Here is a 12,647-nt window from a genome sequence, read left to right on the forward strand (position 1 = left end):
CTTTGTTTTTACAACCTTACCGGATCAATATGCCATATCGTCTCGGCATACTCTTTGATGGTCCTGTCAGACGAGAAATATCCCATATTAGCGATGTTATACATCGCGGCACTGGTCCACTTCTCCTGCTGACGGTAAAGTTCGTCCACCTTATCCTGACAGTCCACGTAGCTGCGATAATCCGCCAGCACCTGGTAGTGATCGCCAAAGTTAATCAGCGAATCCACCAGATCGCGATAGCGACTCGGTTCTTCAGGGCTAAACACGCCGGTCGCGATCTGCGTCAGCACCTGACGTAACTCTTCATCCTCTTCGTAATATTTACGCGGCGAGTAGCCTTTCCTGCGCAGCGCCTCCACCTCTTCTGTCGTGTTACCGAAGATAAAGATATTTTCTTCCCCCACATGTTCCAGCATCTCGACATTCGCCCCGTCCAGGGTACCAATGGTCAGGGCACCGTTAAGGGCAAACTTCATGTTACTGGTGCCGGACGCTTCCGTACCTGCCGTGGAAATCTGCTCGGAAAGATCCGCCGCCGGGATGATCAGCTGCGCCAGGCTTACGCTGTAGTTCGGAATGAACACCACCTTCAGCTTGTCGCCAATGTCCGGGTCCTGGTTGACCACCTTAGCCACGTCGTTGATGAGATGAATGATGTGCTTCGCCATGTAGTAGGCGGAGGCAGCCTTACCGGCAAAGATCTTCACGCGCGGTACCCACTCCGCCGTTGGATCGGCCTTGATGCGGTTGTAATGGGTGATCACGTGCAGCACGTTCATCAGCTGACGCTTGTACTCGTGAATACGTTTGATCTGAACATCAAACAGCGCTTTCGGGTTTGCCACCACATTGAGGTGCATCGCCAGCCAGACTGCCAGACGCTTTTTGTTCAGCAGCTTGGCTTCCCGCACGGCTTTATTCACCGTCGGGAAATCAATATGTTGTTCAAGTTCTCTCAACTGGCTCAAATCGGTCCGCCAGGTGCGGCCGATATTCTCGTCCAGCACCTCAGACAGGGGCTGGTTGGCCAACGCCAGCCAGCGACGCGGCGTGACGCCGTTGGTCACGTTGCAGAACCGCGTCGGGAAGATCTTCGCGAAGTCCGCAAACAGCGACTGCACCATCAGGTTCGAATGGAGCTCAGACACCCCGTTCACCTTGTGGCTGATCACCACCGCCAGCCAGGCCATGCGCACGCGGCGACCGTTCGACTCATCAATGATGGAAGCGCGGCTCAGCAGACCGGTATCGTTCGGGTACTGCTCCTGCAGGGTCTTAAGGAAGTAGTCGTTGATCTCAAAGATAATCTGCAGATGGCGCGGCAGGATTTTGCCGAGCATATCCACCGGCCACGTTTCCAGCGCTTCACTCATCAGCGTGTGGTTGGTATACGAGAACACCTGGCAGGTCACTTCAAATGCGTCATCCCAGCTGAACTTATGCTCGTCGATGAGCAGGCGCATCAGCTCTGGAATAGAGAGCACCGGGTGAGTGTCGTTAAGGTGGATCGCCGTTTTCTCCGCCAGGTTGGCGTAGGTTTTGTGCAGCTGATGGTGGCGGCTGAGGATATCCTGAATCGTCGAGGAGACGAGGAAATACTCCTGACGCAGGCGCAGCTCGCGACCGGAATAGGTCGAGTCATCCGGGTACAGCACGCGGGACACGTTCTCGGAGTGGTTTTTATCTTCCACCGCCGCAAAGTAGTCACCCTGGTTAAATTTACCGAGGTTAATTTCGCTACTGGCCTGAGCGCTCCACAGACGCAGCGTGTTGGTGGCATCGGTGTCGTAGCCGGGAATAATCTGGTCGTAGGCCACGGCCAGGATCTCTTCGGTTTCTACCCAGCGGGATTTTTTGCCTTCCTGCTGGATACGTCCGCCAAAGCGCACCTTGTAACGCGTGTTGTGACGTTTGAACTCCCACGGGTTGCCGTACTCCAGCCAGTAATCCGGGGACTCTTTCTGACGCCCGTCGACAATGTTCTGTTTGAACATGCCGTAGTCGTAGCGAATACCGTAGCCGCGGCCCGGCAGCGCCAGCGTCGCCAGCGAGTCGAGGAAGCAGGCGGCAAGACGCCCCAGACCACCGTTGCCGAGGCCCGGGTCGTTCTCTTCGTCGATCAGTTCTTCTAAATCTAACCCCATCTCTTCCAGTGCGGTTTTGACGTCGTCATAAATACCGAGCGACAACATCGCATTGGACAGCGTGCGGCCAATCAAAAATTCCATCGACAGGTAATAAACCTGACGCGTTTCCTGCGAGAGCTGGGCGCGGTTTGAGCGCAGCCAGCGTTCAACTAAACGGTCGCGCACCGCAAACAGGGTGGCGTTCAGCCACTCGTGCTTGTTGGCAATAACCGGATCTTTCCCGATGGTGAACATCAGCTTGTAGGCAATGGAGTGCTTTAACGCCTCAACGCTGAGCGTGGGTGAAGAGTAGCTAAATGGAGCATTCATATCAGTAACTTCGCCTCGTTACATCAAGCGTTGATAGAGATCGCGGTACGACTGCGCCGCGACATGCCAGCTAAAGTCCATGGACATCGCCTGACGTTGTACGTAACGCCACAGCGATGGACGGGACCACAAGACGAAAGCACGCCGAATCGCCCGAAGCAGCGACCAGGCATTACTGTCTTCAAAGACAAACCCGCTGGCGATACCGTCCGCCAGGTTTTCCAGAGAGCTATCGGATACGGTATCCGCCAGCCCGCCCGTGCGGCGTACCAGCGGCAGGGTGCCGTATTTCAGGCCGTAAAGCTGCGTCAGACCGCAGGGTTCGAAACGGCTTGGCACCAGGATGACGTCTGCGCCGCCCATAATGCGGTGCGAAAATGCCTCGTGGTAACCAATCTGCACGCCCACCTGCCCCGGATGCTCCGCCGCAGCGGCAAGGAAACCTTCCTGCAGCACCGGGTCGCCCGCGCCGAGCAGGGCCAATTGTCCGCCCTGTTCCAGTAAACCGGGCAGCGCCTCCAGCACCAGATCCAGCCCTTTCTGGCTGGTCAGGCGGCTCACTACCGCAAACAGCGGCACTTTGTCGTTAACCTTCAGGCCCATTGCAATCTGCAGCTGGCGTTTGTTTTCCGCTTTGTCTTCCACGGAATCGCGACCATAGCGCGCCGCCAGCAGGAGATCGGTTTCCGGGCTCCAGATCTGTTCATCTACACCGTTCAAAATACCCGACAGGCGTCCTTCACGATGGCGCTGTTGCAGCAACCCTTCCATACCGTAGCCAAACTCAGGCTGGGTAATTTCGCGGGCGTAGGTTGGGCTTACGGCGGTAATATGATCGGCGTAGTAGAGTCCGGCTTTCAGGAATGAGATCTGCCCGTTAAACTCCAGCCCATGCATGTTATAGAACGATAATGGCAGATCGATTTCACTCATGTGATGGGCATAGTACATCCCCTGATATGCCAGGTTATGCACGGTAAAGATCGATTTGGCAGGGTGGCCGCGCGCGGCAAGATACGCCGGCGCAAGCCCGGCGTGCCAGTCGTGCGCGTGCACCACATCCGGGCGCCAGAACGGATCCAGCCCCGTCGCCATTTCTGCACCAACCCAGCCAAGCAGCGCAAAGCGCAGCACGTTGTCGGTATAGGCGAACAGGTTCGTATCGTGATACGGGCTGCCCGGCCGGTCGTATAAGTGCGGCGCGTCGATCAGGTAAATCCCTACGCCATTGTAATGTCCAAACAGCAGGGTAATGCGTCCGGCGAAGGTCTCACGACGCGTCACGACTTTTGCATCGGGAATACCACGCCGGATATCCGGGAAGGCGGGCAGCAGGACTCGGGTATCCACTCCTCCGGCGATTTGCGCTGCCGGTAATGCACCAAGAACATCTGCCAGACCGCCCGTTTTTAACAACGGGAACATCTCAGAACATACGTGTAAAACCTGCATCATCGCTCCTGTTTGATCTGCAGCTTCCGCAACATTTCCCGTGTGACTAACACGATCCCCTCTTCCGAACGGTAGAAACGACGTGCGTCTTCTTCCGCGTTTTCGCCAATGACCATCCCTTCAGGAATGACGCAGGCACGGTCGATAACGCAACGACGCAGACGACACGAACGCCCTACCCAGACATCCGGCAGTAAGACTGCCGAATCGATATTACAGAATGAATTTATCCGCACGCGGGGGAACAGCACCGACTGCACCACCACCGAGCCTGAAATGATGCACCCGCCGGACACCAGCGAGTTCAGCGTCATACCGTGGCTGCCGGAGCGGTCCTGGACGAATTTAGCCGGCGGAAGCGATTCCATGTGGGTACGAATCGGCCAGTTCTGGTCGTACATGTCCAGTTCAGGCGTGACGGAGGCCAGGTCGAGGTTCGCTTTCCAGTACGCTTCCAGCGTTCCCACATCGCGCCAGTAAGGTTCCGCATTCGGGTCTGACTGCACGCAGGACAGCGGGAAAGGATGTGCATACGCCATGCCAGCTTTGGTGATTTTCGGGATGATGTCCTTGCCGAAGTCGTGGCTGGAGTTTTCGTCTTTGTCGTCGTCTTCCAGCAACTCATAAAGATAATCAGCATCAAAGATATAGATCCCCATGCTGGCGAGCGATTTGGTGTCATCTCCCGGCATAGTTGGCGGGTTCGCCGGTTTTTCAACGAAGTCGATAATTTTGTCGTCTGCATCCACGTGCATGACGCCAAACGCCGTCGCTTCAGCAACGGGCACCGGCAGACACGCCACGGTGCAACGCGCCCCTTTTTCGACGTGGTCGATGAGCATGTGGGAGTAGTCTTGCTTGTAAATGTGGTCCCCGGCGAGGATCACAATGTATTCCGCGCTGTAGCGACGAATGATGTCGAGGTTCTGCGTTACCGCATCCGCCGTCCCGCGGTACCAGTTCTCGCCGTGAACGCGCTGCTGCGCAGGAAGGAGATCGACAAATTCGTTCATCTCTTCGCTGAAGAATGACCAGCCGCGCTGGATGTGCTGCACCAGCGTGTGCGACTGATATTGCGTAATGACGCCAATGCGGCGAATACCTGAATTCAGGCAGTTGGAGAGGGCAAAGTCGATAATACGGAACTTACCACCAAAGTGAACAGCCGGTTTGGCGCGCTTGATGGTCAAATCTTTCAGACGGGTACCACGCCCACCCGCAAGTATCAGGGCAACCGTTTTTAATGGTAGCTGGCGAGCCAACATTAAGGGATCGTTCTTCTCTAATCTAACCATGACTAACTCCTTTTTTATCATCTTTGGAATACGCACACTCCGTGCGCAGGCCCGTGCCAGACAGCCATTACTACCGGATTATCCGCTCCGGCAAAGGGAGGAACGGCGCGCCATTCCCCTTCAGGTAAAACAATCTCTGCGACGTCATCCGTCGCGTTCAGCGTGACCAGCCATCTATCCGAAAGCAGGATTTGCAGGCGGGGTACGCCGTGTTGCCACTCTTGCGCGCTTAGTGGTTGCGCGTCTTGATTCAGCCAGCGAACGTTTCCGTCACCCTCTTCCCACCAGCTGTCGGCAGTCAGCGCGGGAATGTGCTGGCGAAGATGGATCAGCGCCGCGGTGAAGTGGATCAAACCGCTGTTCGCTTCTCCCCAGTCGAGCCAGGTTAAGGTGTTGTCCTGGCAATACGCATTGTTATTACCGTGCTGGCTGTGACCATGCTCGTCGCCCGCCAGCAGCATCGGCGTGCCCTGCGACAATAAAAGCGTTGTCAGCAGCGCATGAACGCTGGCGCGTCGCCGCTCGATAACGTCAAGGCTTCCGCCTAACCCTTCTATACCATGATTGAAGCTATGGTTATTGTTAGTGCCATCGCGATTCTCCTCGCCGTTTGCCTCATTGTGTTTCTGATTGAAACAAACGCAGTCCCTGAGCGTAAAACCGTCATGCGCCGTTAACAGATTGACGGTGGCCGACGGGCGTTTACCGTCACGCTTAAAGAGATCGCTGGACGCGGCAAAGCGTCCGGCAAATTCCCCCAGCGACAGATTGCGTTCCAGCCAGAAGCGACGCACGGCATCGCGGTAGTGATCGTTCCACTCGGCAAACAGGGGCGGGAAATTCCCGACCTGATAACCGCCTTCACCGATATCCCACGGCTCCGCGATGAGCTTCACCTGCGAGAGCACCGGACAGTTTTTTATCGCCTCAAACAGCGGCGCCTGCTGGCTAAACGCTGGCGTGCGCCCCATCACGGGTGCCAGGTCGAAACGAAAACCGTCGACGTGGAACGTTTCTACCCAGTATTTCAGGCATTCATAAGCAAAATGCGTGACCGCAGGATGGCTGAGATTGAGCGTGTTACCGCAGCCGGTCCAGTTCTCGTAATCGCCATCCTGCCTGATCCAATAATAGCTACGGTTATCAATTCCGCGCATGGAGAGCGTCGGGCCGTCGAGATCGCTTTCCGCACTGTGGTTCAGCACCACGTCCAGAATGACCTCAATACCCGCCGCATGGAGCGCCTTCACCGCATCGCGAAACTCGTCCCGCGCCTTTTCCGGATGGACGGCATAGCGGGGTTCGAGCGCGAACATGGCCAGCGGGTTGTAGCCCCAGTAGTTGCTCAGCCCCAGCCGCTGCAGACGAGGTTCACTGGCAAAATGGGCGATGGGCAACAGTTCCAGGGCAGTGATACCGAGGTGTTTCAGGTAGGCAATCATCGTCGGATGCCCGAGCGCCTTGTAGGTGCCGCGCATCTCTTTGGGGATCGACGGGTGCAGGTACGTCAGCCCTTTGACGTGAGCTTCATAAATGACGGTATTGCCCCAGGGCGTGCGCGGTGGGGCATCGTCTTCCCAGTCGTAGAGATCGTTCACCACCACGCTTTTTGGCACGACGGGCGCGCTGTCGCGGTGGTCGGGCTCGCCGTAGCCCACGTGGAATAGCGGGTCGTCCTTAAATTCACCGTCCACGCGGTGCGCGCACGGGTCAATCAACAGCCTGGCAGGGTTAAACCAGTGACCCTGCGCGGGGTCCCACGGCCCCTGTACGCGAAAGCCGTAGTGCATTCCTGGCCGCCCTCCGGCCAGGTAACCGTGCCAGGTATCCCCCGTGCGCGCCGGTAAATCGTAACGGTGTTCGTTACCTTCACCATCAAACACGCACAGCTCTACCCGCTCAGCGTGAGCGGAAAAGAGGGTGAAGTTCACCCCCTTTCCGTCAAAACTCGCCCCGAGCGGTTCGGGTTTACCTGCCGTAAGCTGCGTCATTCTCCCTCCCGCACCAGCCAGATAGTGCTAAGCGGCGGCAGCGTCAGGCTCAGGGAGTTTGGCCTCCCGTGGCTTTCGATGGCATCACTTTGTACCAGACCACCGTTACCGGCATTGCTGCCGTGGTAATGCATGGAATCGGTATTCAGGATTTCGCGCCATTTACCCGGCTGATTAATGCCAAAGCGATAGTGCTGGCGCGGTACTGGCGTGAAGTTGCTGGCGACGATAATCTCGTTACCCGCTTTGTCACGACGCACAAAGACAAACACCGAACGCTCATGGTCATCCACCACCAGCCACTCAAAACCGTACGGATCGAAGTCCAGCTCGTGCAGCGCTTTGTGATGGCGATAGGTCAGGTTCAGATCCCGGACCAGGCGCTGCACGCCGTGGTGCCAGTTATCGCCCCCTTCCAGCAGATGCCAGTCGAGGCTGGCGTCGTGGTTCCACTCGCGCCCCTGGGCGAACTCATTGCCCATAAACAGCAGTTTTTTGCCCGGGAAGGCAAACATCCAGCCGTAGTAGGCGCGCAGGTTGGCAAACTTCTGCCATGCATCGCCAGGCATGCGGTCGAGAATGGATTTCTTGCCGTGCACCACTTCATCGTGCGAGAGCGGCAGCATGAAGTTTTCGGTGTAGTTGTAGAGCATCCCGAACGTCAGCTTATCGTGATGGTACTTGCGGTGAACCGGATCGAGTTTCATATAGTCGAGCGTGTCGTGCATCCAGCCCAGGTTCCACTTATACCAGAACCCCAGGCCGCCTAATGACGGTGGACGGGAGACACCCGCAAAGTCGGTCGACTCTTCCGCCATTGTCACGGCACCGTCTACCTGCTCGCCGATAATGCGGTTGGTATTGCGCAGGAATTCAATCGCTTCCAGATTTTCACGGCCGCCAAATTCGTTCGGGATCCACTCACCCTCTTTGCGGCTGTAGTCGCGGTAAATCATCGACGCCACCGCATCAACGCGCAGGGCATCAATGCCGAAGCGCTCTATCCAGTACAGCGCGTTCCCGACCAGATAGTTCGCGACTTCACGGCGACCGTAGTTATAGATCAGCGTATTCCAGTCCTGGTGATAACCTTCGCGCGGGTCGCTGTGCTCGTACAGGTTCGTGCCATCAAACTCTGCCAGCGCAAAATCATCCGACGGAAAATGACCCGGCACCCAGTCGAGGATCACGTTCAGCCCGGCGGCGTGTGCGGCATCAATGAAATAGCGGAAGTCATCTCGCGTGCCGAAGCGGCGCGTTGGCGCATACAGCCCGGTGGGCTGATAGCCCCAGCTGCCGTCGAACGGGTGTTCATTGACCGGCAGCAGCTCAAGATGAGTAAAGCCCATCCATTTGGCATACGGCACCAGCTGGTCGGCAAGCTCCCGATAGCTGAGCCAGAAATTGTTATCGGTGTGGCGGCGCCAGGAGCCGAGATGTACCTCATAAACGGAGATCGGCGCATCAAAGCGGTTGGCCTGTTTGCGCTCCTCCGTCTGAACGACTTTCTCCGGCAGGCCACAAATCAGCGACGCGGTTTCAGGACGCATCTGCGCTTCGAAGGCATACGGATCGGCTTTAATGCGCAGCTTGCCGTGGGCGTCGATCATCTCGAATTTATAGAGCTGCCCGTGGTGCGCCCCGGGGATAAACAGCTCCCAGATGCCGGTTTCGCGGCGCAGACGCATCGGGTGACGGCGCCCGTCCCAGTAGTTGAACTGTCCGACAACGGAGACACGCTGGGCATTTGGCGCCCACACGGCAAACCGCGTGCCGGTGATACCGTCCATCGTGTCCGCATGGGCACCCAGCGTTTCATAAGGTCGCAGATGAGTCCCTTCAGACAGCAGCCAGGCGTCCATCTCTTTTAAGAGCGGGCCAAAACTATAGGGATCGTCAATCAGGTTTTGCTGACCGTGCCAGATGACGGCGAGCTGGTAACGAAAGGGGTTTTTACGACGGGGCATTACGCCCGAGAAGAAGCCACGCGAATCAAGGCATTCAAGATTACCCACCTTGCGGCCGGTTTTGGGTTCAATGACCCACACTTCGGTGGCATCCGGTAACAATGCCCGAACTTCCAGACCAGCCTCAGTATGATGCATCCCAAGCACGGAAAAGGGGTCGGCAAAATGACCCGCAATAAGCGCATTAATCACGTCTCTATCCACACGATCGGACATGGTATTCATCCTGTTTTTTATGTCGTCCTTTTTTAGCGCCTGGGACGACTTTAATGTGACCTGAACGGGTATCCTGTCGCCCGTCCTAACCTCAGGTAAGAAATGACTCTTCCTTAAAGCATAGCCAACGCTCTACACGACTCCTGATAAAAATAAGACATATGCGTTTTACTCCATGTAGTACGCAAAAAAAGGGGGTGAAAATCACCCCCCTGTAGTTAACAAATTATTACGCTAGCTGGCGCAGCATGCGGCGCAACGGCTCGGCGGCGCCCCATAAGAGCTGGTCACCGACGGTGAACGCGGAGAGATACTCCGGCCCCATGTTCAGCTTACGCAGGCGGCCAACCGGCGTGGTCAGCGTGCCGGTAACGGCCGCAGGGGTCAGTTCACGCATGGTGATATCACGATCGTTTGGCACCACTTTCGCCCACGGGTTGTGCGCGGCCAGCAGCTCTTCCACGGTCGGAATAGACACATCTTTTTTCAGTTTAATGGTGAAGGCCTGGCTGTGGCAGCGCAGCGCGCCGATGCGCACGCACAGACCGTCAACCGGAATGGTGTTCGCGGTCGCGAGAATTTTGTTGGTCTCAGCCTGGCCCTTCCACTCTTCGCGGGTCTGGCCGTTATCCAGCTGTTTGTCGATCCACGGGATCAGGCCACCGGCCAGCGGTACGCCGAAGTTATCCACCGGCAGTTCGCCGCTGCGGGTCAGTTGGGTGACTTTACGCTCGATATCCAGAATCGCGGACGCCGGGTTTGCCAGCTCGGTCGCGACGCTCTGGTGCAGCTGGCCCATCTGGGTCAGCAGCTCACGCATATGACGCGCGCCGCCGCCGGACGCCGCCTGGTAGGTCGCCACGGAGACCCACTCCACCAGGTCCTGCGCGAACAGGCCGCCGAGGGACATCAGCATCAGGCTGACGGTACAGTTACCGCCGACAAAGGTTTTCACGCCGTTGTTCAGGCCATCGGTGATCACGCCCTGGTTAACCGGGTCGAGAATAATGATGGCATCGTCTTTCATACGCAGCGAAGAGGCCGCGTCAATCCAGTAGCCCTGCCAGCCGCTTTCACGCAGCTTTGGATAGATTTCGTTGGTATAATCGCCGCCCTGGCACGTGACAATAATGTCGAGTGCCTTCAGCGCTTCCAGATCGTAAGCATCCTGCAACGTGCCTGTGGTACCACCAAAGGACGGTGCAGCCTGGCCGAGCTGGGAAGTGGAGAAGAAGACCGGGCGGATAGCGTCGAAATCGCGCTCTTCAACCATGCGTTGCATGAGTACAGAGCCGACCATACCGCGCCAGCCGATGAAACCAACGTTTTTCATAGCATTTTTTTCCTGCAGAGGGTGTGTGCTGTTTGTGCAAGCCAGTATTGAACTGGGATATGCTTCACATTACAAAATGCTGCCAAAGTCGCAAGCGAAATTAATCGATGATTGCCCGGCAATCAGAAAAAGAGCTAATCATCATAATAACCATAGAGAGTTTCAGGGATAATTTACATGAGTGAAATCATTTCCGCCGCGGTTTTATTGATCCTGATAATGGATCCGCTGGGAAACCTGCCGATCTTCATGTCGGTGCTGAAGCACACCGAGCCAAAGCGCCGCCGGGCGATCATGATCCGCGAGCTGCTTATCGCCCTGCTGGTGATGTTCATCTTCCTGTTTGCGGGTGAAAAAATTCTCGCGTTCCTGAACCTGCGCGCCGAAACCGTTTCGATTTCCGGCGGGATTATTCTGTTCCTGATCGCCATTAAGATGATTTTCCCGAGCGCGGAAGGCAGCAGCAGCGGCCTGCCTGCGGGTGAAGAGCCGTTTATTGTGCCGCTGGCGATTCCCCTCGTCGCCGGGCCGACCATTCTGGCCACGCTGATGCTGCTGTCACATCAGTATCCGAATCAGATGAGCCATCTGGTGATTGCCCTGCTGATCGCCTGGGGTGGGACATTTATTATCCTGCTGCAGTCGTCTCTGTTCCTGCGCCTGCTGGGAGAGAAAGGGGTGAACGCGCTGGAACGTCTGATGGGGCTGATTCTGGTGATGATGGCGACGCAGATGTTCCTGGACGGGATCCGGGCGTGGATGAAAGGATGACTTTCTCCCTCTCCCCGTGGGAGAGGGCATCAGGCCGCAGAGGCCGTATTTTTGCCGGGTGGCGGCTTTGCCTTACCCGGCCTACAAAACTTAACCCTTACGAATCAAATACCGGTACGGCAGCGCTTCAGTCTGCTGTGCCACCAGCTCATGCTCCATAAAAGTACAAAAACCGGGAATATCGCGCGTGGTGGCCGGGTCGTCGGCGATGATCAGCAGCGTTTCACCGGTCTGCATGTTGCGCACGGTTTTACGTACCATCATTACCGGTTCCGGGCAGCGAAGGCCCTGGGCATCAAGGGTGTGGTCTGGGCTGGAAAACAGGTCGGTCATGATCTTCTCGGTCAGGTAAAAACGGCTGTAGTTTACGCCCCGTTGCAGTCAATGCAAACCAGGTTAACGATTGCGTAAAAACTAACCATTGCAATGTCCTGCCAAAGCAGTATCATGCTGCGGTTTTTATTGGGTTCCCTCACCCCAACGTATAAAAAGGTCACAATATGACGCAGTTTTCTGAATCGCAGCGCGTAAAGGCGTTGTTCTGGCTTTCCCTTTTTCACCTGCTGGTGATTACCTCCAGTAACTATCTGGTGCAGCTCCCCATCTCCATTTTTGGTTTTCACACCACCTGGGGCGCGTTCAGTTTTCCGTTTATTTTCCTCGCCACGGATTTAACCGTACGTATCTTTGGTGCACCGCTGGCCCGCCGCATTATTTTTGCGGTCATGCTTCCGGCGCTGTTCATCTCGTACGTGGTTTCCTCTCTGTTTTATATGGGAAGCTGGCAGGGCTTTGAGGCGTTAACCCACTTCAACCTGTTTGTTGCCCGTATCGCCGCGGCGAGCTTTATGGCCTACGCGCTGGGGCAGATCCTCGACGTGCATGTGTTTAACCGCCTGCGTCAGAATCATCGCTGGTGGATGGCACCCACTGCCTCGACGCTGTTCGGTAACGTGAGCGATACGCTGGCCTTCTTTTTCATCGCCTTCTGGCGCAGCCCGGATGCCTTCATGGCCGAACACTGGATGGAAATCGCACTGGTGGACTACTGCTTCAAGGTGCTCATCAGCATTGTTTTCTTCCTGCCCATGTACGGCGTAATGCTGAATATGCTGCTGAAAAGGCTGGCAGATAAATCTGAAATCACGGCATTACATGCTGGTTAA

9 protein-coding genes are annotated in these 12,647 nt (G+C 56.4%); 2 read left to right on the plus strand and 7 right to left on the minus strand.

Going from position 1 to position 12,647, the window contains the following annotated elements:
* Positions 1-8: 8 nt before the first annotated feature.
* The 6 genes from glgP to asd form a co-directional block, all read right to left on the minus strand.
* Complete coding sequence (glgP, locus tag PYW49_RS21175; protein ID WP_320387427.1) at positions 9-2,456, minus strand: glycogen phosphorylase; 2,448 nt, start codon at positions 2,454-2,456, stop codon at positions 9-11.
* A gap of 18 nt (positions 2,457-2,474) precedes the next feature.
* Positions 2,475-3,908 (minus strand): glycogen synthase GlgA, encoded by a 1,434-nt coding sequence (glgA, locus tag PYW49_RS21180; protein WP_134348214.1) that lies wholly within the window; start codon positions 3,906-3,908, stop codon positions 2,475-2,477.
* Positions 3,908-5,203, minus strand: coding sequence for a glucose-1-phosphate adenylyltransferase (glgC, locus tag PYW49_RS21185; protein WP_320387428.1), 1,296 nt, complete (start codon positions 5,201-5,203; stop codon positions 3,908-3,910). Before glgC ends, glgA begins: the two co-directional genes overlap by 1 nt.
* 17 nt (positions 5,204-5,220) lie before the next feature.
* Positions 5,221-7,194: a glycogen debranching protein GlgX gene (glgX, locus tag PYW49_RS21190; RefSeq protein WP_134348134.1), complete on the minus strand. Its 1,974-nt coding sequence runs from the start codon at positions 7,192-7,194 to the stop codon at positions 5,221-5,223.
* Positions 7,191-9,377, minus strand: coding sequence for a 1,4-alpha-glucan branching enzyme (gene glgB, locus PYW49_RS21195; protein ID WP_134348135.1), 2,187 nt, complete (start codon positions 9,375-9,377; stop codon positions 7,191-7,193). The genes glgX and glgB overlap by 4 nt, the downstream gene beginning before the upstream one ends.
* A gap of 229 nt (positions 9,378-9,606) precedes the next feature.
* Positions 9,607-10,710 carry an aspartate-semialdehyde dehydrogenase gene (asd, locus tag PYW49_RS21200; protein WP_033146834.1) on the minus strand — a complete coding sequence of 368 codons (1,104 nt, stop codon included), beginning with the start codon at positions 10,708-10,710 and terminating at the stop codon, positions 9,607-9,609.
* Positions 10,711-10,887: 177 nt separating this feature from the next.
* Here asd and yhgN point away from each other — a divergent pair, with 177 nt between their 5' ends.
* Positions 10,888-11,481 carry an NAAT family transporter YhgN gene (gene yhgN, locus PYW49_RS21205; RefSeq protein ID WP_003861574.1) on the plus strand — a complete coding sequence of 198 codons (594 nt, stop codon included), beginning with the start codon at positions 10,888-10,890 and terminating at the stop codon, positions 11,479-11,481.
* 90 nt (positions 11,482-11,571) lie between these two features.
* Here yhgN and tusA read toward each other — a convergent pair whose 3' ends face one another.
* The gene (gene tusA, locus PYW49_RS21210) at positions 11,572-11,814 is read right to left on the minus strand and encodes a sulfurtransferase TusA (protein ID WP_008503071.1); all 243 of its coding nucleotides are present in this window, start codon (positions 11,812-11,814) and stop codon (positions 11,572-11,574) included.
* A 167-nt stretch (positions 11,815-11,981) separates the two neighbouring features.
* On the opposite strand from tusA, the gene PYW49_RS21215 reads away from it, so the two are divergent.
* On the plus strand, positions 11,982-12,647 hold the full coding sequence (locus tag PYW49_RS21215; RefSeq protein ID WP_134348136.1) for a 7-cyano-7-deazaguanine/7-aminomethyl-7-deazaguanine transporter: 666 nt from the start codon (positions 11,982-11,984) through the stop codon (positions 12,645-12,647).

Source organism: Enterobacter chinensis (genome assembly GCF_034008295.1).
Classification (GTDB): Bacteria; Pseudomonadota; Gammaproteobacteria; order Enterobacterales; family Enterobacteriaceae; genus Enterobacter; species Enterobacter chinensis.